Source organism: Actinoplanes lobatus (assembly GCF_014205215.1).
Taxonomy (GTDB): Bacteria; Actinomycetota; Actinomycetes; order Mycobacteriales; family Micromonosporaceae; genus Actinoplanes; species Actinoplanes lobatus.
On the sequence record NZ_JACHNC010000001.1, the window covers coordinates 3,701,041 to 3,726,272 of the forward strand.

18 protein-coding genes are annotated in these 25,232 nt (G+C 73.6%); 8 read left to right on the forward strand and 10 right to left on the reverse strand.

What is annotated here, in order from left to right; all coding sequences use genetic code 11:
* Positions 1-4: 4 nt before the first annotated feature.
* Complete coding sequence (locus tag BJ964_RS17445; protein ID WP_188127000.1) at positions 5-757, forward strand: ABC transporter permease; 753 nt, start codon at positions 5-7, stop codon at positions 755-757.
* On the opposite strand, the gene BJ964_RS17450 is transcribed toward BJ964_RS17445, so the two are convergent.
* Genes BJ964_RS17450 through BJ964_RS17460 form a run of 3 tightly spaced genes read right to left on the reverse strand, consistent with a single transcriptional unit; the run spans position 683 to position 6,340 of the window.
* Positions 683-3,757, reverse strand: coding sequence for a BTAD domain-containing putative transcriptional regulator (locus tag BJ964_RS17450; RefSeq protein WP_188121646.1), 3,075 nt, complete (start codon positions 3,755-3,757; stop codon positions 683-685). The two genes, BJ964_RS17445 and BJ964_RS17450, sit on opposite strands and share 75 nt — an antisense overlap.
* Before the next feature lie 19 nt (positions 3,758-3,776).
* Entirely contained in the window at positions 3,777-4,418 is a 642-nt protein-coding gene (locus BJ964_RS17455; RefSeq protein ID WP_188121647.1) for a LuxR C-terminal-related transcriptional regulator, read from the reverse strand.
* Entirely contained in the window at positions 4,406-6,340 is a 1,935-nt protein-coding gene (locus tag BJ964_RS17460) for a sensor histidine kinase (protein ID WP_188121648.1), read from the reverse strand. The genes BJ964_RS17455 and BJ964_RS17460 overlap by 13 nt, the downstream gene beginning before the upstream one ends.
* A gap of 116 nt (positions 6,341-6,456) precedes the next feature.
* On the opposite strand from BJ964_RS17460, the gene BJ964_RS17465 reads away from it, so the two are divergent.
* Together BJ964_RS17465 and BJ964_RS17470 are read left to right on the forward strand one after the other, a co-directional pair.
* Positions 6,457-7,092 (forward strand): hypothetical protein, encoded by a 636-nt coding sequence (locus tag BJ964_RS17465; RefSeq protein ID WP_188121649.1) that lies wholly within the window; start codon positions 6,457-6,459, stop codon positions 7,090-7,092.
* Positions 7,010-7,660: a YdcF family protein gene (locus tag BJ964_RS17470; protein WP_188121650.1), complete on the forward strand. Its 651-nt coding sequence runs from the start codon at positions 7,010-7,012 to the stop codon at positions 7,658-7,660. The genes BJ964_RS17465 and BJ964_RS17470 overlap by 83 nt, the downstream gene beginning before the upstream one ends.
* A 410-nt stretch (positions 7,661-8,070) precedes the next feature.
* Here the strand turns inward: BJ964_RS17470 and glnA are convergent, their stop codons facing one another.
* Positions 8,071-9,495, reverse strand: a complete 1,425-nt coding sequence (gene glnA / locus BJ964_RS17475) for a type I glutamate--ammonia ligase (protein WP_188121651.1) — start codon at positions 9,493-9,495, stop codon at positions 8,071-8,073.
* Positions 9,496-9,686: 191 nt separating this feature from the next.
* Between glnA and BJ964_RS17480 the strand changes: the two genes are divergently transcribed.
* Entirely contained in the window at positions 9,687-10,052 is a 366-nt protein-coding gene (locus BJ964_RS17480) for an RDD family protein (RefSeq protein WP_188121652.1), read from the forward strand.
* A gap of 6 nt (positions 10,053-10,058) precedes the next feature.
* Here BJ964_RS17480 and BJ964_RS17485 read toward each other — a convergent pair whose 3' ends face one another.
* Both BJ964_RS17485 and BJ964_RS17490 read right to left on the reverse strand, forming a co-directional pair.
* Positions 10,059-12,155: a hypothetical protein gene (locus BJ964_RS17485; protein ID WP_188121653.1), complete on the reverse strand. Its 2,097-nt coding sequence runs from the start codon at positions 12,153-12,155 to the stop codon at positions 10,059-10,061.
* A 4-nt stretch (positions 12,156-12,159) separates the two neighbouring features.
* Positions 12,160-13,170, reverse strand: a complete 1,011-nt coding sequence (locus tag BJ964_RS17490; RefSeq protein ID WP_188121654.1) for a hypothetical protein — start codon at positions 13,168-13,170, stop codon at positions 12,160-12,162.
* A 176-nt stretch (positions 13,171-13,346) separates the two neighbouring features.
* Here BJ964_RS17490 and BJ964_RS17495 point away from each other — a divergent pair, with 176 nt between their 5' ends.
* From BJ964_RS17495 to BJ964_RS17505, 3 genes are all read left to right on the forward strand, one after another.
* Positions 13,347-13,706 carry a WXG100 family type VII secretion target gene (locus BJ964_RS17495; RefSeq protein ID WP_229807107.1) on the forward strand — a complete coding sequence of 120 codons (360 nt, stop codon included), beginning with the start codon at positions 13,347-13,349 and terminating at the stop codon, positions 13,704-13,706.
* Between the two features lie 20 nt (positions 13,707-13,726).
* Complete coding sequence (locus tag BJ964_RS17500) at positions 13,727-14,011, forward strand: WXG100 family type VII secretion target (protein ID WP_188121655.1); 285 nt, start codon at positions 13,727-13,729, stop codon at positions 14,009-14,011.
* A 531-nt stretch (positions 14,012-14,542) separates the two neighbouring features.
* A complete protein-coding gene (locus BJ964_RS17505) occupies positions 14,543-15,799 on the forward strand; it encodes a S8 family serine peptidase (protein WP_188121656.1) in 1,257 nt (418 codons plus the stop codon).
* A gap of 208 nt (positions 15,800-16,007) precedes the next feature.
* Here BJ964_RS17505 and eccB read toward each other — a convergent pair whose 3' ends face one another.
* Together eccB and eccD are read right to left on the reverse strand one after the other, a co-directional pair.
* Positions 16,008-17,375 (reverse strand): type VII secretion protein EccB, encoded by a 1,368-nt coding sequence (gene eccB / locus BJ964_RS17510; RefSeq protein WP_188121657.1) that lies wholly within the window; start codon positions 17,373-17,375, stop codon positions 16,008-16,010.
* A 6-nt stretch (positions 17,376-17,381) separates the two neighbouring features.
* Positions 17,382-18,791: a type VII secretion integral membrane protein EccD gene (eccD, locus tag BJ964_RS17515; RefSeq protein ID WP_188121658.1), complete on the reverse strand. Its 1,410-nt coding sequence runs from the start codon at positions 18,789-18,791 to the stop codon at positions 17,382-17,384.
* A 91-nt stretch (positions 18,792-18,882) separates the two neighbouring features.
* On the opposite strand from eccD, the gene eccCa reads away from it, so the two are divergent.
* Complete coding sequence (eccCa, locus tag BJ964_RS17520) at positions 18,883-22,833, forward strand: type VII secretion protein EccCa (protein WP_188121659.1); 3,951 nt, start codon at positions 18,883-18,885, stop codon at positions 22,831-22,833.
* Positions 22,834-22,964: 131 nt separating this feature from the next.
* On the opposite strand, the gene BJ964_RS17525 is transcribed toward eccCa, so the two are convergent.
* Together BJ964_RS17525 and BJ964_RS17530 are read right to left on the reverse strand one after the other, a co-directional pair.
* Positions 22,965-23,954 (reverse strand): hypothetical protein, encoded by a 990-nt coding sequence (locus BJ964_RS17525; RefSeq protein ID WP_229807106.1) that lies wholly within the window; start codon positions 23,952-23,954, stop codon positions 22,965-22,967.
* A complete protein-coding gene (locus BJ964_RS17530) occupies positions 23,951-25,231 on the reverse strand; it encodes a type VII secretion protein EccE (RefSeq protein WP_188121660.1) in 1,281 nt (426 codons plus the stop codon). The genes BJ964_RS17525 and BJ964_RS17530 overlap by 4 nt, the downstream gene beginning before the upstream one ends.
* Between the last annotated feature and the right edge of the window lies 1 nt (position 25,232).

Here is a 25,232-nt window from a genome sequence, read left to right on the forward strand (position 1 = left end):
TACCATGCCGCTGCGCAACACCGCGACCCTGGCCTGGCGCACCCTGGTCCAGATCAAGCACAACCCGTTCGAGCTGATCGACTTCAGTGTCCAGCCGATCATGTTCCTGCTGCTGTTCACGTACGTCTTCGGCGGCGCCATGGCGGGCAGCCCGGCCGAATATCTGACCTTCGCCCTGCCGGGCATCATCGTGCAGAACCTGATCTTCGCGACCATGAACACCGGCATCGGCCTGAACACCGACATCAGCAAGGGCGTCTTCGACCGGCTCCGGTCCCTGCCGATCAGCCGGTTCGCCCCGCTCGCCGGGCGGATCAGCGCCGACGTGATCAAGCAGGCCTGGGCGATCGCCCTGCTCCTCGGGCTCGGCATGGTCCTCGGCTTCCGGATCGAGACCGGTCCGGTGGCGGTGCTCGCCGCGTTCGGCCTGCTGCTCGTCTTCGCGATGTCGCTGTCCTGGGTGTCGGTGCTGGTCGCGATGCTGGCCAGCGCCCCGGAGAAGGTGCAGATCTTCGGGTTCGTGCTGTTCTTCCCGATCACCATGGCCAGCGGCGCCTTCGTCGACCCGTCCACCATGCCCGGCTGGCTGGAGGCGTTCGCCGAGATCAACCCGACCACGTTCCTCACCGACGCGGTCCGCGGGCTGCTCAGCGGCGGGCCGGTCGCCGGGCCGGCCACCTGGTCACTGGTCTGGGCGGCCGGGTTCCTGGTGGTCTTCGCGCCGCTCTCGGTGCGGGCCTTCCGCCGCCGCGTCTAGCGCGGTCCGCATGGTGACCCCGGCGCCGCGCCGGTAGGACTCCTCGAAGCCCGCGTCGCCCAGCGCGGCGCGGGCCGCCCGCTCCACCCGGTCCGAGTGCTGGTCGGACCGGTCCCGCGAGCCGCGGACCGCGTCGGCAGCCCCGAGCAGCGTCGCGGCCCGCGCCGGATCGCCGGCGCGGGCCGCGAGGTCCGCCGCACCGGCCAGCGCCGTCGCGACCACCGGCCCGTCCAGCACCGCCACGGCCGTCCGCAGCGCCTCCCGGTGCAGCCGGCCGGCCCGGTCCAGATCGCCCGCGGCGCCCTCGGCCAGGCCCGCGGTGGTGTACGCGAGAGCCCGGAACTGCGGCGCCACCGTCGACCGGTCGATCACGCGCAGCGTCGCCGCGGCCAGCTCCCGGGCCTCGTCCACCCGCCCCTCGGCCAGCGCGATCGCGGCCCGCCCGTGCCGCACCGCCGCGGTCACCGCCGCCCCACCGTCCTCCCGGGCGTGCTCCTCCGCCCGGTCGAGCATCTCCCGCGCCCCGTCCAGGTCCCCGGTCAGCCACAGCTGGTGCGCCAGCTTCACCCGGAACTGCGGCAGCTCCTCCCGCAGACCGACCTCCTCGATCAGCGCCAGGGCCTCCCGCTGGCAGGCGACCGCGCCCTCCCGGTCACCGCGGGCCGCCGCCAGATCGGCCAGCGCGGTCAGCGTGGACCCGAGACCCCAGCGCTCACCGACCGCACGGAACCCGGCGAGCGCCTGCCGCAGCTCGGCCTCGGCGGTCTCCAGATCCTCACCGAAGTTCAGCCGGATCTGGGCGATGAACATGACGGCCACCGCCCGCAGCCACGGATCCGGATCGTCCAGCAGCGCCCGCGCCCCACCGAACAGGTCGTCGCCCCGATCCGCCGAGGAGAGCGTCACCAGCGGCTGGAGCAGGCGCAGCAGCGGGTGCGCGCCGTCGACCCCGGCGGCCGCCCCCCACGCGTTGCGGAACGCCGCCTGCACCTCGGTGAACTCCATCAGGCCCTCGATGCCGTTGATGGCGGAGAACGCGTACACCAGAGCCAGCTCCGCCTGGTCCGCCGCACCCGGCAGCGCCATCGCCTCCCGGCACAGCGCCGTCCCCTCCGCCCGGTGCCCGCCCAGCCACCAGTAGAAGCCCAGCGCGGCGCAGAACGCGACCGCCGTGGCCCGGTCCGCCGCCACGATCGCCGCCCGCACCGCCGCGTGCAGGTTGTCGTGCTCGACGGCCAGCCGGCGCATCCAGGTGAGCTGCTCGGCCCGGCGCAGCCGCGGCTCCGCCTCCCGGGCCAGGTCCAGCAGGTGACCGGCGATCGCCCGGCGCGCGTCCTCGGTCTCCCCGGCCTCGTCCAGGCGCTCCAGGCCGTACCCGCGGATCGTCTCCAGCATCCGGTAGCGGCCGTCCGCGCCCAGCACCAGCAGCGACTTGTCCACCAGGGCGGCCAGCGGATCCAGATCGGGGCCGCACACCCGCTCCACGGCGGCCACGTCGGCGCCACCGGGCAGCAGCGCCAGCCGCCGCCACATCCGCCGCTCCGGTTCGGACAGCAGATCCCAGCTCCAGTCCACCACCGCGCGCAGGGTGCGATGCCGGGGCAGGGCGGTCCGGCTGCCGCCGGTCAGCAGGCGGAACCGGTCGGCCAGGCGGTCGGCGAGCACACCGACGGGCAGGGTCCGGGACCGGGCCGCGGCCAGCTCGATGGCCAGCGGAATCCCGTCCAGGGCGCGGCACACCCGTACCACCGCGGGGGTGTCGTCACGCGTCAGCGTGAGGCCGGGCGCCCGGTCGAGCAGCAACCGGACCGCCGGAGCCCGGCCCGCCACCTCCGGACCGGCGCCCGCCGGAGGCAGACCCAGCGGCTCCACCGGGAACAGCCGCTCACCCGCGATACCCAGCGGCTCCCGGCTGGTCGCCAGGATCCGCAGGCCGGGCGCGGCCCGCAGCAGCACGTCCGCCAACTCGGCGGCGGCGCCGATCACGTGCTCGCAGTTGTCCAGGATCAGCAGCATCTCCCGGGCCGCGACGGCCTCCCGCAGCCGGGCCAGCGCGGGCGTGGTCTCCCGGGCCAGCGTCACCGGGCTCCGCAGGTTCAGGGCGGTCAGCACCGCCTGCGGGAGTTCCGCCGGATCGCGGACCGGGGCCAGCTCGGCCAGCCACACCGGACCCGGCAGCCGGGCGCCCACCTCGACCGCCAGCCTCGTCTTCCCACTGCCGCCCGGCCCGGTCAGGGTGACCAGCCGGTGCGTGCCGGCCAGGGTACGAACCGCGCGGACGTCGCCGTCACGGCCGACGAAACTGCTCACCTCGGCCGGCAGATTGCCCCGCCGGCCGGTCTCCCGCAGCAGATCCAGATGCAGGGCGGCCAGCTCCGCCGACGGATCCACCCCGAACTCGTCGGCCAGCCGCCGCTGGATCCCGGCGAAGACCTCCAGCGCCCGGCCCCGGTTCCCGGCCCGCCGCAGCGCCCGGATCAGCAGCGTGGCCAGCGATTCGTCCAGCGGGAACTCGGCCGCCAGCGCCTCCAGTTCGGCGACCACGTCCCGGTCGGCCATCTCGGCGGCCAGCCGGGCCCGCCGGGCGGTCAGCCACAGACCCCGCAGCCGGACCGCCTCGGCCCGGGCCGACTCCGGGAACTCCGGGTCGCCACGCCACAGCTCCACAGCCTTCGCCGGATCCTCCGCCACCAGCCGGGCGAAGCGGTGCGCGTCCACCCGGTCCGGATCCAGGACCAGGCGATATCCGGTCGGCACGGCCTCGATCACCAGGTCCGGCACGGCGCGGCGCAGCCGGGACACCAGCGCCTGGAGCGCGTTTCCGGCGGCGGCCGGCGGCTCCGCACCCCACACGCCGTCGATCAACCGGTCCGCGGAGACGGCGCGGCCCGCGTCCAGGGCCAAGAGCACCACGAGGGTACGGAGACGAGCACCCGGAACCGGAAACGGCCGCCCGTCGCTGCTCTTTATCTGTAGCGGCCCCAGCACCCCGATCTCCACCCGACCGATTGTGCCGCCCTCACGCCGCACCCAGATAGGTCAGCACCGCCAGGACCCGCCGGTGGTCTTCCACGTCACCGGTCAGACCCAGCTTGGTCAGCACGTTCGCAACATGGGTCTCGACGGTCCGCTCGGTCAGCCACAGCCGCCGCGCGATGCCGACATTGGTGCGGCCCTCCGCCATCAGCGCCAGCACCTCCCGTTCCCGCGGCGTCAGCGAGGCCAGCGGTGAGTCCCGGCGGGCCGGAACCAGCAGCCGGGTCACCACCTCCGGGTCCACCGCGGTGCCGCCGGCCGCCACCCGGACGATCGCGTCCAGGAACTCGTCCACGTCGAACACCCGGTCCTTGAGCAGGTAGCCGCTGCGGCTGGTGGCCAGCAGCGACACCGAGTGCCGGGTCTCCACCTGCTGCGACAACAACAGAATCCCCAGATCCGGGTACGCCGTACGCAGCTCGGCGGCCGCCCGCGCCCCGTCGTCGGTGTGCTCCGGCGGCATCCGTACGTCCACGATCGCCAGCTCTGGGCGGTGCCGGTCCACCGCGGTACGCAGCGCGCCCGCGTCACCGACCCGGGCCACCACTTCGTGCCCGGCGTCCGCCAGCAGACGGGCCAGGCCTTCCCGGAACAGTGCCGAATCCTCGGCGATCACGATGCGCACGGCAGCTCCGCGGCGATCCGGGTGCCCCGTCCGGCCGGGCTGACCAGGCGCAACGTGCCACCGGCGGCGGCCACCCGGTCGGCCAGGCCGGACAGGCCCGACCCGGGCGCCTGCACCGCGCCGCCCCGCCCGTCGTCGGCCACCTCAACCCGCAGCCGGGCGCCGCCGTCGTGCACCCGGACGTCGATGTGCCCGGCCGCCGCGTGCTTGACCGCGTTCGCCACGGCCTCGCTCACCACGTAGTAGGCGGTGATCGCCACGTCCTCCGGCACCCCGGCCACCTCCACGGACACGGTGACCGGCACCGGGACGGTGTCGACCAGCCCGCGCAGGGCGGCGGCCAGCCCGTCGTCGAGGCTCGACGGCCGTAGCCCGTTCGCGATCCGGCGTAGCTCCGCCACCGCGGTTCCCAATTCGGCCACCGCGTGATCGAGCAGCCCGTCCAGTTCGCCGGGCGCCGGGCGGCGCTGGGCCAGCCGGAACGCCAGACCCAGCGACACCAGCCGCTGCTGGGCGCCGTCGTGCAGGTCCCGTTCCAGGCGGCGGCGTTCCGCGTACGCGGCCTGCAACAGCCGCGCCCGGCTCGACTCGACGTCCCGCAGCGCCCGGGCCAGGTCGATCCGCAACCGCACCACCTCCACCGGGAAGGCGATCGCGTCGGCCAGCTCCCGCATCAGCTCCCGCGACCCGGTCGTGCCCCGTACCAGCGCCCCGATCTCCTCGCCCCGCAACCGCACCGGCACCGTGTCCGCCGCCGGCACCGCGCCCAGCGGGCCGCCGTCCGCGCCGACCAGCTCGTCCGCCCCGGGCAGCCGGTAGCCGACCCGCAACGCCGGATCCCGCAGCGCCCCGCGCAACACCTCGGCCAGCTGCTCCGGCCGGGCCCGGCCGTCCCGGGCGTCCACGCGCAGCCGGTCCACCGCGGCCAGCGCCGCCCGCCGGACCGGATAGAGGCGCCGGTCGACGGGCGCCTGGATCCGCCGCCGCAGCGGAGCCAGCAGCACGGCGCAGACGGCGGTGGCGGCGGCCGCGGTGGTCGCCGAGTCACTGCCGAGCAGGCGGCCGCCCGCGAACGCGACGACCGTGTAGACGGCCAGCAGACCGGTGGTGATCAGGCCGTACGTGATGGTGGCGCTGAGCGCGCGGTCCACGTCGTACAGGTCGTGGCGCAGCATCGCGACGGTGGCCGCGGCCGGGATGCCGACGCCGGTCACGGTAAGCCCCACCATCACCAGGTCGGAGTCGCCCCGCAGCAGATAGCTGAACCAGCACAGCAGCAGCGTCCCGGGCAGCAGGCCGGCGCCCAGGGCCAGCCACTTGATCCGAGCACGGCCGACCGGATCGGTGGTGCGGCGGTACCGGACCACCATGGATACCGCGCTCGCCACCAGCAGGCCCAGCAGCAGCGGCAGCATCGCCAGCGCCACACCGAGCGCCACCGGCCCGATCGGCCACGGGACTTCCGGCGGGCCGGACGGCCAGGCCGCCGGATCGAAGACGGCGCCCACCACGAAGACGGCCGGCACGGCGATCAGGCCCCGGGACACCCACCGCCAGCGCGGGCCCGGCAGCAGGCCGTCCGGGAAGTACAGCAGCAGGAGGGCGGGCGGGACGTACCAGAGCATCCAGATGCCGGTCCGTATCGCCTCCACCAGCGGCGGCAGCGAGCCGACCGCCATGTCGGAGACGGCCATCAGCATCGGGCAGAAGCCCAGCAACGCCAGCAGCGGGCCGACCGGATTACCCGGTCGGCGGCGGGTGACGAACCACCCGAGCAGCGACGACACCAGGCCGATCGCCGCCTCCACGGCGAAGTAGCCGGCAGCCTGGCGGGACACCGCGAGGACGATCCCGGCGACCGCCAGCAGGGCCGTCGCCGACAGGAGGAGGTACGAGAGGACAGCGGACCCACGGGCCGTCATGTCCCCACGGTATGGCCTTTTCGCCGCGGTGAACTCGGTGCCAGCACGGATGTGCACGGCTGCCACCCGAACGTTCACTGGAGCTCATCGCATCGGCGTACCCCTGGAGGTTTTCGATGGACCGCAACCGTGTCGCGCTGACGTCGGGTCTCGCCGGACTGGCCGGCGCCGCCCTTTGGCTGCTGGAGGCCGTGATCTCGCCGCCCGACGGTCAGTCCACCCTGTCCTCACTGGTCAACATCGCCGCTTTCCTGTGCATGGCCGGCCTGATCTACGGCCTGTACCGGCTGCGGGCGGCCGGCTGGGGGCGGTTCGGGAGCGTGATGCTGCTGCTGTGGGCGGCCGGGCATGCCGCGATCGCGGTGGCCACCGTCATCTCCATGGCGGCCGGCATCACCGACGAGGAGAACCCGGCCTTCGCCGTCGGCGGGCTCCTCCAGGTGGTGGGCGGACTGCTCGCCGCCGTCGCGATCACCCGCGGCACCGTTCTCACCGGCTGGCGGCGCTGGATGCCTCTGGTCTGGGTCGCCTACTTCACCGGGCTGATGATGCCGGTCGGGTTCTCCGGCGACAGCGGGACCCTCGCCATGATCGTCCTGGCCGGCTGGGCCGTTCCGGTGATCGCCACCGCGTCCGCCGTGCTGACGCTGGCCCGGCAGACTGATGATCGTGGAGTTCGAGGTGCTGCCGGGGACGGCCGGGCTGACGCTGACCCGGGTCACGCACATCCTGGTACCCGGACACGGCCGTGACGCCGGCGGAACCGGCCTCACCCCGGGCGGGGCGGACCGCTGCCGGACGGCGGCCGCCCTGCACCGCCGGCTCGGGCGCGGGCTCATCGTCTGCTCCGGCTACAAGTCGCCCGTCGACGGCAAGGGCACCCCGTGGACCAGCCCCGGCGCGCCCGGCGAGACCTTCCGCGGCGTTCCGGAGGCCGACCTGATGCGGAACTGGCTGGTGGCGGCCGGAATCGGCGAATCGTCGATCCGCGTCGAACGGCACTCCGTCGACACCGTCACCAACCTGCTGCGCGCCGAACACGAGGGCCACTTCGGCGACGATCGCCCGGTCGCGATCGTCGCCCAGGCCGGCCATCTTGGGCGCATCCTCGCGGTGGTCGCCCCGCGCACGTTGCGCCGCCCCTACCTCGGCGTCGTCGTCCCCGGCGGCGCCCCGGAGAACCCCCTGGCCAGGCCGGTGAGCCGCCTCATCGTCGCCGGCCTGCCCCACGACCCGGCCCGCGCGATCACCACCGCCACCCGCCGCGCCGAACGCCTGTGGAGCCTCGCCCAGCGCCTGGGCAGACGCTCATACCACTGACAGCCGCGGCGCCGGCTCCACCCGGGTCACCTCGCGGTAGAACATCAGGGCCGCCACCGCCACCAGGATCCCGCCCAGCGCGGCCACCCAGGGCAGGTCAGCGGGCCCGGATTCAGATACACCACCAGCAGCGCCGACCAGGCCGCGAACTGTGCCACCCGATCGCCTCCTAATCCAGGAGCGAATCCATCACCCGGACCTGACGCCGCCACGTCTCACTCATCGTCTCGAGAACGCGCTTGCCCTCCGGGCTGAGCCAGTAGTAGCGCCGGGGTGAGGCGCCGTCGGTGTCCCACGAACTCTCCAACAGCCCCTGCGCCCGCCACCCGGCAACGGATTCGCTGTGACAACGCGAAACGGCGGCCACGTCGGCTGGGAGCCGAGCGTGACCGCCGTTTCGCGCGATCGGATCAGACGTTGTAGTACATCTCGAACTCGTGCGGGGTCGGGCGGAGCCGGACCGGGTCGACCTCGTTGGTGCGCTTGTAGTCGATCCAGGTGGAGATCAGGTCCTCGGTGAAGACGCCACCGGCGGTGAGGTAGTCGTGGTCGTCCTCGAGCGAGGTCAGCACGGCGTCGAGGGAGCCCGGCACCTGCTTGACGTTGCCCCACTCCTCCGGCGGCAGGTCGTACAGGTCCTTGTCGATCGGGGCCGGCGGCTCGATCTTGTTCTTGACGCCGTCCAGGCCGGCCATCATCATCGCCGAGAACGCCAGGTACGGGTTCGACGACGGGTCCGGGACGCGGAACTCGACGCGCTTGGCCTTCGGGTTGCTGCCGGTCACCGGGATACGGGTGCAGGCGGAGCGGTTGCGCTGCGAGTACACCAGGTTGACCGGGGCCTCGTAGCCGGGCACGAGACGCCGGTACGAGTTGACGGTCGGGTTGGTGAACGCGAGCAGCGACGGCGAGTGGTGCAGCAGGCCGCCGATGTACCACCGGGCCATGTCGGACAGACCCGCGTAGCCGGTCTCGTCGTAGAACAGCGGCTCGCCGTTCAGCCACAGGCTCTGGTGGGTGTGCATGCCGGAGCCGTTGTCGCCGAAGAGCGGCTTCGGCATGAACGTGACCGTCTTGCCCTCGGCCCGCGCGGTGTTCTTGATGATGTACTTGAACAGCTGCATCTGGTCGCCGGCGTGCAGCAGGGTCGAGAACTTGTAGTTGATCTCGGCCTGGCCCGCGGTGCCGACCTCGTGGTGCGAGCGCTCGACGGTGAAGCCGGAGTCGATGAGCTTGCGGACCATGATGTCGCGCAGGTCGGAGTAGTGGTCGACCGGGGAGACCGGGAAGTAGCCACCCTTGAAGGTGGTCTTGTAGCCGAGGTTGCCGCCCGGCTCCTCACGACCCGAGTTCCACGCGCCCTCGATCGAGTCGATGTAGTAGAACGACTGGTGGGCCGAGGTCTCGTGGCGGATCGAGTCGAAGATGTAGAACTCCGCCTCGGCGCCGAAGTAGGCGGTGTCGGCGATGCCGCTGGCGGCCAGGTAGGCCTCGGCCTTCTTGGCCACGTTCCGCGGGTCACGCGAGTAGGCCTCGCGGGTGAACGGGTCGTGGATGAAGAAGTTCAGCGCGAGCGTCTTCTGGATCCGGAACGGGTCCACGAAGGCGGTGGCGACGTCCGGCAGCAGCATCATGTCGGACTCGTGAATGGCCTGGAAGCCGCGGATCGAGGACCCGTCGAAGGCGAGGCCGTCGGTCACCACACTGTCGTCGAACGACTCGACCGGGATGTTGAAGTGCTGCATCACACCCGGGAGGTCACAGAAACGTACGTCGACGAACTTGACGTCCTCGTCTTTGAGGTATCGCAGGAGTTCCTCGGGATTGGCGAACACACGTCCTCCTGGCACAGTGTTTCCGATACCGGGCGGCACATGCCGCCACCTGGCAGGGCTGGTCGCGACGTTATGGGTACGGAGTTGCCCCGGCGTATCCCTATTGTTTCCGCCGTGTTACGTAACGCTTCGAGCAGGCACGGCGAGGACGCGAGCCGCTCTTCGGACACTATCGCGTACTCTCAGCCGCCGTGGCTGCATCAACAAACGGGGCCGGACTCGGCCCACGGCTCGGCGCGCTGATCGTCGACTGGGTCCTGTGCCTGCTGATCGCGAGCCTCTACGCCAGCCCCAGAGAACAGTCGTGGCCGGCCGTCGTGGTGCTGATCGCCGCCAACACCTTCTTCCTCGGCCTGTTCGGTGAGACGCCGGGCATGCGCCTGTTCCGGATCCGCTGTGAGGCGTACGAGCTCGGCGGTGTGATCGGCCTCGGCCGCGGCCTGCTCCGCGCCGTGCTGCTCGCCCTGTTCGTGCCCGCGATCCTGCTCAACAAGGAGGGCCGGGGACTGCACGACCGGGCCGCCGGCTCGATCGTGGTGTCAGTGCCCCGGCCCTGAGGCCGTTCAGGAGCGGAACGCCCGGCGGATCTCCTGCTCCGGCGGTTCCTCGCCCCGGCCGGTCACCACGTTGCCGCCCGGCGTCCGTACCCCGAAGGCCTGCTGGTCGGTGACCAGGTCGTGGTCCTCGCGGACCGGGACCGGCTCGCCGCCACCCCGCCGCCGGCCCAGCTCGGGCGCGACCGTGCCGGGCCGGTTCGGCTCGGCCGGCGTCTCCGGCCGCGTCGCCGCGCGGCTGCGCAGACCCCACGGGCCACCGTCCGGACGGGCCCGCTCCGGTGCGTCGATCACCCCGGAGCCGCCGCGCCTACGGGCCTCCTCGGCGCCGAACAGGTCGGACCAGGGCGGCAGACCGCGATCCCGGCGGGTCGGCCGGTAGGGCGGGGGAGCGGCCGGCGAGGTGGGCCGGTTCAGCACCGGCGGCGCGGTGCCGCCGGGACGCTGCGGCGCGGCCGGGCGGCGCATCTCGGCCTCGCTGCCGGGCCGGGCCCCGCGTCCCTCACCCGGATTCTTCAGTACGGGCGGAGCGGCCTGCCCGGGCGGACGGCCGAACGCGTCCACTCCGGAGCCGGTGGGCCGGGCCGGTGTCCCCGGACGCCCGCGCCCACGGTCCCCGGGCCGTCCCGTCTGTCCAGGCGGCGTGACCCCGGGAGCAGAGGTCCGTCCGGGCGGCGGCGTCACCCCCGGGGTGGTCCGGCCGGGACGTCCGGCCTGGCCAGGCGGCGGAGTCACCCCGGGGGTGGTCCGGCCGGGACGCCCGGTCCGGGCAGGCGGCGGCGTCACACCCGGAGTGGTACGCCCGGGGCGCGCGGCCGGGGAGGTCGGCGGAACAGTCGCCGGACCGGTACGGCGGATCTCCCGCCCGCCCGGGGGCACGACCGGTGCGCTCGGAGCACTCGGCCGCCGGATCGTCCGCCCCGGCGGCAGCCCGCCCGGTAGAACCGGCACGTTCCGCCCCGGCCGGCCCAGTTGCGGAGGCAGACCGGGCCGCACACTTCCGGGCGGGATCACCGACGGCCCACTGCCCGGAGGCAACGTTCCCGGCGGCAACGTTCCAGGAGGGAGGGTGCCGGGCGGCAACGTCCCGGGCGCCGGCGGCAGAACACCGGGCGGCAACTGGCCGATCGGCGCCGGAAGACCAGGCGACAGGCCCGGCGGCAGGGTTCCGGGAGGCGTCACACCGGGCGGCAGAGACCCCGGGGGTACGGTGCCCGGCGCCACCGGCAGCGGAAGTGCGACCCCGGGCGGGAGCAGACCCGGCGGCAGTTGCCCGGGCGGCAGCGTGCCCGGCGGAAGCTGCGCCGCGGGCGGGTTGCCGACCGGCAGCGGCTGGAACCCGGGACCGAGCTGTGCCGGACCCTGCCCACCCGGGAGGCCACCACCGCCGGGCAGCGCGGCCGGCTGGCTGAGCACCGCGTTCATCGGCTGCACCGGCGGGCCGACACCGCTGGTGAGCGTGCCGATGTAGTCGAAGAACTGGTCGCCGTAGTAGAAGGCCAGCTTCTGCGCCTCGTACCGGTACTTCTCCTGGACCCGCGACTGGTCCTCCTCGATCTCCTCCAGCCGCGCCGCGTCCCAGCCGACGCCCTCGGTGAAGAAGGCGCCGACGTGCTCCAGGAAGTCGACGTTCTGCGCCTCCCGCAGCTCGTCCTCGTAGTCCCGGACCAGCCGCTCCATCGCGTACCGGGCCTCGGTGGAGACGTTGACCATGTGACGCAGCGCGGTCACGTTCTGCTGGGCGGCGTCCATCCACACGTCCAGGTAGGCGAGCGTCTCCCCGGGCCCCCGCCGCAGGAACGCGTCCCGGGCGGCCGGCGACTGCCACGCCTCGTCCCGCAGCACGTTGCTCTGGTTCAGCAGGAACGTCTTCACGTCCGCCATGAACGACCAGGCGTTCTGCCACTGGTCGGCGAGCGCCGCCATCTGCTCCGGGTGCATGTTCCGGATCCGCTGACGGATCTCCTCGATGCCGGTGGTGTTGCCGCCGCCGGGCGAGCCGGTGAACGGCGTCTGCGAAGGCGGGTAGCTGCCGTAGTGCGTCTGCCCGCTGTACGGGCTGTACCCGTAGTTGGGGTTGGCGGTCGCGCCGTAGTAGTCAGCCATCGGATCAGCCGTTCACTCGGTACTTCTCGGCGATGGACGGGGTGGGAACCTCCTGCCCCTGGGTGGCGATGCCGGTGACCGCCCGGTTCGTCTCCACGATCGCGCCCTCGGCGTTGCGTTCCGAGGTGACGGTGACCTGCTCGCGGGTGCCCGGATCGGTGGTCTCGACGGTCCGGTGCACGGTCTGCCCGTCGCCGTCGCGGATCTCGGTGCTGCGGCCGGTCACGTGCTCACCGTCGTACCGTGTCCGGGTCTCCGTCGTCCCGGTCTGCCTGCCGTCGGGTCCGAAGGTCTCCTCGACGTTGATCTCGACGTCTCCGGTCTGCCGGACCGAGGTGCGGGTGGTGACCGACGACACCGTCTCGCCGTCGCTGCCGAACACCGTGGTGGTGACCGTGGTGATCCCGCTGCCCGGCGCGCTGAACGTCGTCACCTCGCGGCGCTCGCCGTTCGGCCCGGCCGCCGTCTCCAGCGACTGGTACGCCGACAGCGGGGTGACCGACGTCGTCGTCCACTCGCCACTGTCCGCCGCCGGGACCGCCGGCCGCGCGGCCGCCTGCTGCTCCTGGACGGTCACGCCGACCCCCTCCGGCAGGCCCGCCGGCCGGGGCACGCTCTTGTCGCCGTACGCGAAGAGCACGTCGTTGAGGGAGGCCGCGGAGAAGGCGTCGCCGCTGCCGTAGCTGTCCGCGACGGTCCGGGCCGCGTTGCCGATGTTGCCCACCGACTCGGCCAGCTTCTGCATGTAGACGGTCAACTCACCGGCGTTCGCCACCAGGCGCGCCCGGACCGCGTCCGCCTCACCCAGCACGTCACCGTCGAAGGCGGCGGCCGGCATCTGGCCGAGCGGCGCCAGGTACGCGGCGCGGGACATGATGTCCGTCTGCTGACTCGCCATGAGGGTCGCGTAGTCGCGGAGGCCGTCCAGGTCGACGTCCACCGACGGGCCGCCGCCGAGCCACGGCGTGCGTGTGTTCTTCGCGGTCTGGTCCGCATACGGATTGTCTGCGCCCATCACGCCTCCCCCAATTGATCAAAATGATTGTCGATCGCGGTGAGCGGTGACGCAGAAGAGTACGCCCGAGCCCCGAAACGGGTTCGACGAGATTTCCCCGAAAAAGCTTCGAACCGGATCCCGGCGGCCGGCGTACGGACTGGCATAACCCACTCACGAGAATCGGGGAGACGATCGTGGCAGGAACGCCGGGCATGGGTCAGGTCCATGCCACACAGGAACAGCTCAGCGCGATGGCCGGCCGGTGCTCGGACACCGGACAGAACATCTCCAGCGGGATGAACCAGCTCCTCGGCCAGATCCAGGGCCTCAGCGGCGGCGCCTTCGCCGGAACCGCGAACAACGCCCTCCAGGACGTCTCGGCGCAACTCAACGACGGCCTCACGAAGATCATGCAGGCGCTCGACGAACTCGGCGGCAAGATGTCGGCCGCCTCGCAGACATACGGCACCAACGACGAGGAAGCCGCCCAGGACCTGCGAGCCGCCGCTGCCGGTGGCGCCGACAGCTCCGTCATCAACGCCCTTCGCGGCTGACCCGAAACGGAGACCAGACCATGAACATCACCTACAACTTCGGCCAGATCGCCGACGTGTCGGCCGCCATCAACACCTTCCAGGGCCAGATGGACCGCGAGCTCAACGACCTCTACACCGCCTTCACCCAGCTGTTCGCCCAGGACTGGACCGGCGCCGCGGGTACCGCCTGCGACGAGGCCCGGCAGAAGTGGAACCAGGGCGCCACCGAGATCAAGTCCGCGCTGGCCGGCGTCGGTGTCCGGCTGGGCGCCTCGGCCGAGCGCATGCAGCAGGTGGACGCACAGATCGCCAGCAGCATGTGACCGCGCGCCGACACGCAAACGGGCCGCCGGCTCCCGCCGGCGGCCGCTCCACGCCCCGCCCGCGCGTGCCGTGCCGTGCCCGCTCGCGCGTGCCGTGCCGTGCCCGCTCGCGCGTGCCGTGCCGTGCCCGCTCGCGCGTGCCGTGCCCGCGGATGTTGGACGATTGCCCACCGCATGGGGTGGTCGGCCGTCCAAGGTCCGCAATCGGCTCGCTTGCCCGCTCGTTCGCCCGCTCGCCCGCGCCGCGCCCGCGCCCGCGCCGCGCCCGCGCCCGCGCCGCGCCCGCGCCCGCGCCGCGCTGCGCCCGCGGATCTTGGACGATTGCCCACCGGATCGGGTGGTCGGCCGTCCAAGGTCCGCAATCGGCTCGCTTGCCCGCTCGTTCGCTTGCGGATCTTGGGCGGTTGTCCACCGCATCCGGTGGGCAATCGTCCAAGATCGCAATGAGCCCGCGATCAGTCGGGCGGCTTTTCGGGCAGCCGGGTCATGATTTATTTGAATCGTTGTGGATGAGTGCGGAGGATATGCGTCATGAGGACCGCGGCGCTGTTCCTGTCGATCATTGTTCCGATTCTTGCCGCGCCCGTTCCCGCGTTCGCGGCGCCTGTTCCCGCGTTCGCGGCGCCCGGCCAGAATTGTGCCAAACCCGGCCGTGATCAAATAGACGGATCATGGCCGCGGGCGATGTTGCAGGCCGATGCCGTCACCCCGCTGGAGAACGGCGCCGGAATCACGGTGGCCGTCCTCTCCACCGGCGTCGACGCCGGCCAGCCGCAGTTCGGCAACCGGGTCCTGGCCGGCGCCGGCGTCATCGGGGCCGGCCGCGCGAACCAGGACTGCACCGGCACCGGGACCCAGGTCGCCGGCGTCATCAGCGGCCAGCGCGCCGGCGGCGACAACGACGTGGCCGGCCTGTCCCCGGCGTCCCGGATCCTGCCGGTCCGGGTGATGCTGGACGACCCGGCCGGCTCCGAGCCCACCGCGAACTCGCTGGCCCAGGGCATCACCGTCGCCGTACAGAACGGCGCCGACGTGGTGGTGGTCGCCGAGCCCGTCTACGACGACGACCGTGACCTCGAGGCCGCCGTCGCCACCGCGGCCGCACGGAACGTCGTCGTGGTCGCCGCGGTCGGTGATCTGGGCGGTCCCGACGAGCCCAACCCCAAGCCGTACCCCGCCTCCTACCCGAACGTCCTGGGCGTCGGCGCCATCGACCAGACCGGCCGGATCTGGCCGGATTCCCAGCGCGGCGGCTTCGTCGACCTGGTGGCCCCCGGCGTCGCGGTCCCCACTCTTCAGACCGGCCGCGGCCTGGTCGAGGTGGACGGCACCGCGGTGGCCGCCGGTTTCGTAGGTGCCGCGGCTGCCCTGACCCGGGCCCGCCGCCCCGGCCTGACCGCCGCCGAAACCGCCCGCCATCTGGTGGCGACCGCCAGTCCCGCCCCCACCGGCCCGGCCTTCGGCGCCGGCGTGATCAACCCGTACGCGGCGCTGACGGCCCAGGTGGTGGACACCGGCGCCCGTCGCCTGCCGGCGTTGCAGGCGCCCCCGCCCTCCGCCGACGCCACCGAACTCCAGCGCCGCACGATTGCCCTGACCGGCGCCGGGATAGCCGCCGTCCTGGTTCTGGCCCTCCTGCTGGCGGCCGCCGCCGTGCGCCGGAGCCGTCGCCGCCACTGGCGCCCCGGCCTGGCGCCCCACCTGCACAGCCCACCCGAGCCGCTGGAGCCCGGCCCTCCGGTCATGCTGCTGGACGCCGAACCCGTCGAGTCGGCACCCCGCCGCTAGGTGGCCCGGGGAAGGTGGCCCGTGCCGGGTGGAAGGGACTGGGGCGCCGGGCGGAGTCGGATCGCCCTTGAACTCGGCGACCCGCTCAGCCGGCCCGGCAGGTGGCCCGGCGGTCGCGCGGTGGCCTGGACCCGGCAGCCAGGTCGCGTGGTGCCGCGGGACTGCCAGGTTTCGGCGGGGGCGGCGGATGCCCGTACGGGAGATGGGGTCAATCGGGGTTGGCGGCCGGCTGGGTGGCGGCCTCCGGATCGAGGGTGACCCCCGCCGGGAGGGAATTGATCAGGGCGGTGGGCACCTCGATGGCGTTCGCGGCGGCGTAGCCGAGGCGGGCCACCGTGTCGGCGTCGGGGATCGCGTGGCGCAGGCCGATGTCGGTGATCAGCATGAAGCCGCCGGATCCCGGTACGCGGACCAGCTCGAACCGCCCCGCCGGGACCTGGACCGCGTCGGCGAGCGGGCGGCCGTTGCCGGTGGCGCCGCCGGTCGGGATGGTGGCGCCGAACGCGGTGGCGGGAGCGCCCACCGAGATCGCCGGGGGCTTGTTCGCGGCCGTGGTCACCGCGCAGGCCGATGCGCCCTGGTCGATGGTGGCCAGTTCGGGCACGACCTGCGGGCCGCGGACGGACGGGTCGTCATTTTGCAGGGCGCGGCTCTCCGGGATGGCGGTCAGGTCGTTGACGGAGATCTGTTTGGGGCGTTCCGGGAAGCCGGCGTTGAGGACCGCCTGCTGGAGCGGGGTGATGGCGGCGCGGCCGTCGTTCAGGATCAGGTAGAACTGCTGGCCGCTGCCGGTCTGGGTGACCAGGATGTCGCCGTTGTCGAAGCCGGCCGCGGCCGGGGACGGGTTGCCGCGGCCGTTGACGTTGATCGGGGCGATGTCGGCGCCGGACGGGAGGGCGTTGAGCCAGGCGGTGCCGATGCGGACCGGCTGGGCGGCGCCGAACAGGGCCTGCACCGTCGTACGCGAATCCTTGATCTCGTGTTTGCGGCCCTGCCAGATCAGGTGCACGTCGCCGGTGGTGACGTCCGTGGTGAGCAGGGCGCGGTCGCCGGCCGGGGCGGCCGCGGGGGAGCCCGCGCCGACCAGCAGGACCGTGCTGGGGCGGTTGCCGGGGACCGCGCACACGGTCCACGGAAGGCGGGCCTGGCGGGCCGGCTCGGGCAGTGAGGCGGGGGCGCCGGCGATGCCGATGGTGACGCCGCGCGGGGTGCCGGTCAGGGACTTGGCGGCGATCCGGAAGACCGGTGGGTCGGGGCGGCCGGCGGCCAGTTTCGCGGAGGTGAAGTTGAGCGTGGGGTTGAGCCGGCCGCGCAGGTAGACGAAGCTGGCGCCGGTCTCGCGTTCGACCACCACCGAGCCCTCCTGCTGCCACTGGTTCGCGCCGGTCCGGGTGAGCAGGCCGTAGATGCCGAACCCGGCGGTGACCAGGATCGCCACCATGACACCGCCGAAGAGGGCGCCGATGCCGCGGCGCAGCGGCGACTGGGCCGGGTCGGTCTCGCGCATCACCAGCGCCGAGATCACCCGCTGGTTCATGAACTGGTACGACTGCAACTGGTCGCGGCGTGAGATCACCGGCGGTCACCCCCCGAACGACGCGAACAGGCCGCGGATGTCGTCGAAGACGCCGATCACCGCGCAGGCGAGCGGGATCAGCGCCATGATCGCGACGATGTCCAGGATGTCGGCGGCGCGCCCCAGGTACGGCGACGGCGCCTTGCGGCTGTAGATCAGCGCCGACGGCAGGGCCACCGCGACCACCACGGCCGCGCCGGCGACCAGCACCACCCCGGAGACGGCGCCGGTGACGACCGGGCCGGCACCGAGCCCGGCCAGCCCGACCAGCCCGGCCGTCAGCAGCGGCACCCGCTGCTGCGGGGTGGGCAGCAGCCGGGCCCGCAGCAGCAGCGCGGCGATCGCGGCGACCATCAGCAGCACGGCCGCGATGTCCGGGCCGGACAGCGCCAGCCAGGCCATCGCCACCACACTGCACAGCGCCGCCGACAGGATGAACCCGGTCAGCATCTCGGCGGCCCGGACCACGGCGGCGAACACGTCCGCCCGGCGCGGCATCGGCTTGTCCGCCAGGATCTCCTCGGCCCGGTTCGGCAGGTCCGGGAACGGCAGCCGGCCCAGCCAGCCGGCCAGCACCGGATAGGCCGGGAGCAGCCCGATCGCGGCGGTCAGCGCCACCGCGGCGGCGCCCTCCGCGGACATCCCGGCGAGCGCCAGCGTCGCGGCCAGCAGGCCGGTGAGGGCGGCCGCCATGCCGGCCACGAAGAGCCGGGCCAGCCCGGCCACCCCGGCGTACCCGATCACGCCGACCACCAGCAGCGCGGACGAGCCGAGGACCAGGCCGGGGGCGCCCACGCCGAGGAATCCGCCGTCGGGCCGGGTGAGCAGCCAGGCGCCACCGAAGAACGCGTACGGCAGGCCGCTCGCGGCCACCACCCCACCGGCGTTCGCGTCCCCGAAGGCCCGGGACAGCAGGATCCCGAGGACCGCGCAGGCCAGCGACACCACCAGGGCGACCACGCCGGGCAGCACCCAGACGGGACCGGTGGCGGCCAGCCCGGCCAGGCCGAGCAGGAGGGCGGCGGCGGTGACCGCGAGCCCGCAGCGCCGGGTGGCGGCCGGGCTCCACGACCGGGCGGCCCGCCGGGAGCCGCTGGCGATCACCTCGACCACGTCGTCGTACGCCAGCTCCGGCCAGTCCTCCCGGGCCGGGTTGAGGTGCAGCAGCTCCCCGTCGCGGACGCCCTGCGCGGCCAGGTTGCGCCCGGGTTCGAGGGCGGTGCCGGTGGCGCGGCGCAGCACCCACCCGCCGTAGCGTTCGGCCGGCTCGCCCAGCGCGCCCTCGGCGTGCCGGAGCAGGTGCGGCAGCAGCTCGGCGACGAGCATGTTGTCGGGCAGCGCGAGGTCGAGGCGGCGGGTCGGCGCCGCGATGGTCACCCGGGCCAGCGAGGGCCCGCTCGGTGCGGGTGCGCTCACAGTGGACAACGTAGCAAGCCGCGAAGATCCATTCACGTGCACAAATGACGGATAGGATGGTCGTCGCTACGTCACCCACGGGGAGCCCAGTGTGACAGTAACGATCATCAAGCGTCCGCCACGCCGGCCCGCGCCCGTGATGCCGTCCGGCGAGGTGCCGCTCGACCCGCCGCCCGAGGTGCCCCCGCCGCAGGGCAAGGGCTGGCAGCGGATGCTGATGATCCTGCCGATGGGCGCCGGCGCGGCCGCCATGGGCCTGATGATGGGCACCCAGCGCAGCGGCCCGATCGCCTACGTGGCCGGCGCGATGTACGGCGTCTCCATCCTCGGCATGATCGCGATGATGGCGGGCAACCAGTCCGGCCCCGGCAAGCGCGAGATGATCGAGGCGCGCCGGCAGTACCTGCGGCATCTCTCCCAGCTCCGGGCCCAGCTGCGGGACACCATCCGCCGCCAGCGGGAGGCGCTCTACTACCGCAACCCGGACCCGGAGACCCTCTGGACGTTCACCGAGAGCGGCCGCCTCTGGGAGCGCCGCCGCGGCGACGCCGACTTCACCGTGGTCCGGATCGCGGTCGGCCCGCAGGAGGTGGCCACCCGTCTCGTCCCGCCGCAGACCCGGCCGGTCGACGAGCTGGAGCCGCTCTGCGCCATGGCCCTGCGCAGGTTCGTGAGCACCTACTCGGTGGTGCCGGACCTGCCGGTCTCGGTGGCGCTGCGCGACTTCTCGCACATCTACGTGCGCGGCGCCGACCAGCCGGTGCACGACTTCAGCCGGGCCCTGATCGCCCAGATGGCCACCTTCCACGCCCCCGACGACCTGCGGATCGGTGTCTGCGTTCCGGATCACGAACGCGCCCGCTGGGAGTGGGTGAAATGGCTGCCGCACGGCCAGCATCCGGGCAAGACCGACGCCATCGGCCCGGTCCGGCTGGTCGCCCCGAGCATCCCGGCGCTCGAGGCGATGCTCGACGACGTGCTGGTCAACCGGCCCCGGTTCGACCCGGCCGGCGCGCCCGGCGGCGGCCCGCACGTCATGGTGATCATCGACGGCGGCTCGACGGCCGGCTCCGACCACCTGATGACCGAGGGCGGCGTCGCCGGGGTCACCATCGTCGACCTGTCGGTGCCGCCGCCCCGGCTGCTCGACGACAGCTCGGTGGTCCTGGAGATCGCCGCCGACGGTACTGTCACCGGCACCACGATGGACGGTCCCACCGAGGTCGGGAAGGCCGACGTGCTGAGTCTCGCGGAGGCCGAGGTGCTGGCCCGGGAGCTGGCGCCGCTGCGGTTGTCGGCCGCCTCGTTCGCCGACCAGCCGGCCATCTCCCAGGACACCGGGCTGGCCGAGCTGCTGGAACAACCCGACCCGTACGGCATCGACCTGAACGAACTGTGGGCCAGCCGCCCCAACCGGGACCGTCTGCGCGTCCCGATCGGGGTCGGTCTCGACGGCCGCCCGGTCGAGCTGGACCTCAAGGAGTCCGCGCAGGACGGCATGGGCCCGCACGGCCTGCTCGTCGGCGCCACCGGCTCCGGCAAGTCCGAGCTGCTGCGCACCCTGGTGCTGGCGCTCGCCATGACGCACAGCCCGGAGATCCTCAACCTGCTGCTGGTCGACTTCAAGGGTGGCGCCACCTTCGCCTCCCTGGACCGGCTGCCGCACACCGCCGCGATGATCACCAACCTGGAGGACGAGCTGCCCCTGGTCGACCGGATGCTCGGCGCCATCCAGGGCGAGCTGACCCGGCGGCAGGAGCTGCTGCGCAAGGCCGGCAACTACGCGTCCCAGCGTGACTACGAGCGGGCCCGCTCGGCCGGGGTGCCGCTCGCCCCGCTGCCCAGCCTGCTGTTCATCGTCGACGAGTTCTCCGAGCTGCTCAGCGCCCGGCCCGACTTCATCGACATGTTCGTCCAGATCGGGCGGGTCGGCCGGTCACTCGGCATCCACCTGCTGCTGGCCTCGCAGAAACTCGAGGAGGGGCGGCTGCGCGGGCTCGAGTCGCACCTGTCGTACCGGATCGGGTTGCGCACCTTCTCGTCGATGGAGAGCCGGGCCGTGCTCGGCGTGCCGGACGCCTATGAACTGCCCCGATCGCCGGGGCACGGCTATCTGCGTACCGGAACCGAGGGTCTGATCCGGGTGAAGGCCGCCTATGTCTCCGGGGTCGTCCGGCAGAACGGCGACCTGCCCGGCGCCGGCGGGCGGGGCGGCAACCCGATCCGCGACTTCTCCACCTTCTACGTGGCGCCGCTGCTCTCCGACTCACCGGACGAGGACACCGCCCCGCCGGAGGAGACCGCGACCGGGGACACCCTCATCGAGGTGCTGGTCCGGCAGATGGAGGGCAAGGGCGCGCCGGCCCACGAGGTGTGGCTGCCGCCGCTGGACAAGGCGCCCACCCTGGGCCAGATGCTGCCGCCGGTCGTCACCATGCCGGAGCGCGGGCTCACCGTCGACGCCGAGGAGCGGTTCGGCGGCCTGCACGCGCTCGGCGGGATCATCGACAAGCCGTACGAGCAGCGCCGCGACCCGATGTGGCTGGACCTGGCCGGGGCGGCCGGCAACGTGATGGTGGTCGGGTCCGCCCAGTCCGGCAAGTCCAATCTGCTGCGCACCCTGGTGGTCAGCCTGGCGCTCACCCACACCCCGCGCGAGGCGCAGTTCTACGGGCTCGACTTCGGCGGCGGCCCGCTCAGCGCGCTCGCCGACCTGCCGCACGTCGGCGGGGTGGCGACCCGGCGCGACGTGGACAAGGTCCGCCGCACCATCGCCGAACTGCACGGTCTGATGCGGGCCCGGGAGGAGATGTTCGCGCGGGAGAACGTGGAGGGCGCCGCGGCGTACCGGCGGGCCAAGGCGCAGGGCCGGTTCGCTGAGGACGCGTTCGGCGACGTCTTCCTGGTGGTCGACGGCTGGTCCACACTGCGCACCGAGTTCGAGGACCTGGAAGGCGCCGTGCACGAGCTGGCCAACCGGGGGCTCGGCTTCGGCATCCACATCCTCGCCGCCACGAACCGGTGGATGGACGTCCGCCCGCAGATCCGCGACGTCTTCGGCACCCGCGTCGAGTTGCGTCTCGGCGAGGCCAGCGACTCGGTGATCAACCGGCGTGAGGCGGTCAACGTGCCGGAGGACGCGCCCGGTCGCGGCCTCACCCCCGACGGCTACCACTTCCTCGCGGCCCTGCCCCGCATCGACCGCGAACAGCGCGTCGACGATCTGGCCGACGCGGTCGCCGACCTGGTCCGGCACGTCGCCGACCACTGGACCACCACACCCGCCCCGCCGGTGCGCCTGCTGCCCGCCGAGTTGCCGTTCGAGGCGCTGCCCCCGGCCCGCGGCGGCGCCGTCCCCATCGGCATCGCCGAAGTCGACCTGCAACCCGTCCACCTCGACTTCGACGCCGAACCACACGCGCTGCTCTTCGGCGACGTGGAAAGCGGCAAAAGCTCCTTCCTGCGCAGCCTGGCCCGCTCCGTCGCCGCGTCACACACCCCCGCCGAGGCCCGGCTCCTCCTCGTCGACCTGCGGCGCAGCCTGCTCGGCTGCGTCGCGCCCGAACACACCATCGGCTACGGCACCTCACACCAGGTCACCGCCGACCTGATCAACCAGGTGGCGGTCGCCATGCGGGAACGCCTCCCCGGCCCCGACGTCACCCCCGAGATGCTCAGCAACCGCAGCTGGTGGAAAGGCCCCGAGCTCTACGTCCTCGTCGACGACTTCGACCTGATCGCGTCGGCCAGCCCGAACCCGCTCACCCCACTGCTCGAATTCCTGCCCCAGGCCCGCGACATCGGGCTCCACGTGGTGATCACCCGCCGGATCGGCGGCGCCGGGCGCGCCATGTTCGACCCGGTCATCGGCCGCATCCGCGAACTCGCCTCGCCCGGGATCATGATGTCCGGATCCCGCGAGGAGGGGCCGCTCTTCGGCAACATCAAACCCCAGCCGCTGCCGCCGGGCCGCGCGTGGATGGTCACCCGACGGCACGGCGCGCGGTTGGTCCAGCTCGCGTGGTCCCCGCCGGGCCGTTGATTTCCTTTCCGGTACGCGTGTCGCCGCTCCCACCGCAGATGCGGCAGTTCCCGTGAGCCGGCGCGACCGTCTGCCCGGTCCCGCCTGTGCCGCCGCGCCGGGCTGAGATCGGTGGCCCCGCAGGCCCCGCCCTAGCGGCGGGGGAGGCCCACGTACTGCTGCTCGATCGGGGTCTGGTTCAGGAACAGGTAGCGGTCGTCGCCGTCGCCGATCAGGGCCATCATGTCGTCGTTCATCGACTGGAGGAGCTGACCGCTCTGCGGGCGCAGTTTCAGGGCGGCCGCCACCAGGGTCGCCTCGTCGCCGCCGAGCCGCTGGAGGACCACCAGGCCGGCCTCCTGCACGGCCGCCACCCCGGGCCGGTCCAACTGCCGCAGGATGGTGAGCTGGGTGTGCCACGGGCCCAGCGGTGGGCTTGCTGCCGGGCCGGTCATCCCCAGGTCGAAGACGGTCATCAGCGGTGTCTGGGCGGTCCCGCCGTACGGCCCGCCCGGCTCCTGCCCGATCACGGTGAGCCGGTTCTGCTGCCCGGTGGCCCGCTCCCCGAACCCGGCCCACGCCCGTGGCTCGGTCGTCACCACGACCACCCGCACCCCGACCGAGAACGCCCGGAAGATCAGCAACTGGGCCGCCCACACGCCGCCGACCAGCGTGACCCGGACCGGCTCGGGGGCGAACAACCGCAACGGCACCGGCGCCTGCCGCTGGTCCCGCCCGAGCAGCAGCCCCGGCGGCGCGGCCGGGGTGACCGTCACCCGGCGCAACCCGGCCCGCGGGATCGCGTGCCAGCCGATCCGCAGCCGGCTGACCCGCCCCGACGGCCCGGTCCGCTCCGGTCCGCCGGCACCGTCCTCCGGACCCGTCGGCGGCCCGTCCGGCGGCCGCTCCGGCGGGTACGTCCCCGGCCGGGCCAGCGGCGCCGACGTCACCGCCGGCGCGGACAGGCCCCGGGCCACCGGCTCGGCCACCGCCTGCTGCTGGGCGAACGGATCGGCCGGCGCCGGCGCCGGCCGCTGCACCGGCACCGACGCCCGCCCCGACGTCACCTGCCCCGGCTGCCGGGGCGCGGGCACCGGCTGCTGATAGGCGGCCCCACCCTCCTGCGGCCACGGCTGACTCATCCCGCGCCACCTCCGGTCGGGGCGGTGGCGTAGGCGGCGGGGCCCTGTTCGCCGTCGAGGGGGAGCAGTTCGCCGCCGGCCCGCCGGACGCCCTCCTGAAGGACCCGGTCCAGGGCGGCCAGGTCCGCGTCCGGGCGGGCCGCCATCCGGATGAACGCGCGGACCGCCACCTCGTCCCCGGCGCCCGCCCTCAGCAGCAGCGCCACACTGGTCTGCGCGGCCGGGGCGGTCGCCGCCCAGGCGAACAGCGACCCGATCTCGGTGGCCGACGTGGGCCAGGTCTTCAGCCAGTACGTCCGGTGGATCAGCCGCGCCGACCGCCAATGCGTCCACGCCTCGTCCACGCCCGGGCCGTCGGCCAGCGCCCACGGTTCCACATCGCACGATCGGGCCAGCAGGGCCAGCAGCTGATCCGCGTCCAACGGCCGGCCGGTGATCCCGAGCCGCCGTAGGTTGGCCGCCACCTTCCGGCCCAGCCCGCCGACCAGCGTGGCGGCCGCCTCCGGGTCGGCGGTGTGGTCGAGCAGCGCCTCGGCCAGCGCCTGCGCGTCGATCCGGACGCTGATCGACGTCTCCCGGTAGGCCGGCACCGGCCCGGCGCTCACCGACTCCACCAACTGCCGGTACGACGCCCCGGACGGCGAGGCGGCCGGCACGTCCGGGCTCGGCGCCGGCACCGTGTGCGTGACCAGCTCCATCACGAGGCCCGGCTGCCCGGTGCCGGCGAGCGCTCCGGCCAGCGCGTCCATCGGCACCTCGGTGACGGCCGGGTCGACCGCGACGACGCTGTACCAGCCGGCCTCGTCCCGGGCCACGCCGACGGTGCCGTCCGACGCGGTCACGTCCCGCACGGTCAGGCCGGGCGCCACCGAACGGAGCGCGGCCAGCACCGGCCCGGACCGCGGATCCGGCCGGGCGGCCCGGCGGCGGCGGTGCTCGGCGGCGACCCGCCGGTGCTCCAGCCACCAGCGGTGCTGCCGGCGGGAGAAGAAGACCAGCACCACCGCGGCCGCGCCGGCCACGGTGACCGCGAGGGTGGCGATGTTCTGCGTGACGGCGAAGACGAGGGCCAGCGCCGCCGCCTCGGCCGCCACGATCTGCGCGAGGCTGAACGGGCCCAGATGGCCGCGCCGGGGTACGGCCCGGACCGAGGCCTCCGGCGGCCGGTACTGCGGCGTGGCCCGCGGAACCGGCCGTGGCGGGGGAGGCTGGGCGGCGCTGCCCGGCGGTCGCAGCGGCACCGCGGCGCCGTACGTCGGTCCCTCACCCCGGTGCACC

Bases quoted from the DNA above. Each gene is read 5' to 3' on its own strand.
- BJ964_RS17445 (WP_188127000.1), top strand. From the start codon at position 5: ATGCCGCTGCGCAACACCGCGACCCTGGCCTGGCGCACCCTGGTCCAG.
- BJ964_RS17460 (WP_188121648.1), bottom strand. From the start codon at position 6,340: ATGACGGCCCGTGGGTCCGCTGTCCTCTCGTACCTCCTCCTGTCGGCG.
- BJ964_RS17465 (WP_188121649.1), top strand. From the start codon at position 6,457: ATGGACCGCAACCGTGTCGCGCTGACGTCGGGTCTCGCCGGACTGGCC.
- BJ964_RS17485 (WP_188121653.1), bottom strand. From the start codon at position 12,155: ATGGCTGACTACTACGGCGCGACCGCCAACCCCAACTACGGGTACAGC.
- BJ964_RS17490 (WP_188121654.1), bottom strand. From the start codon at position 13,170: ATGGGCGCAGACAATCCGTATGCGGACCAGACCGCGAAGAACACACGC.
- BJ964_RS17500 (WP_188121655.1), top strand. From the start codon at position 13,727: ATGAACATCACCTACAACTTCGGCCAGATCGCCGACGTGTCGGCCGCC.
- BJ964_RS17505 (WP_188121656.1), top strand. From the start codon at position 14,543: ATGAGGACCGCGGCGCTGTTCCTGTCGATCATTGTTCCGATTCTTGCC.
- BJ964_RS17525 (WP_229807106.1), bottom strand. From the start codon at position 23,954: ATGAGTCAGCCGTGGCCGCAGGAGGGTGGGGCCGCCTATCAGCAGCCG.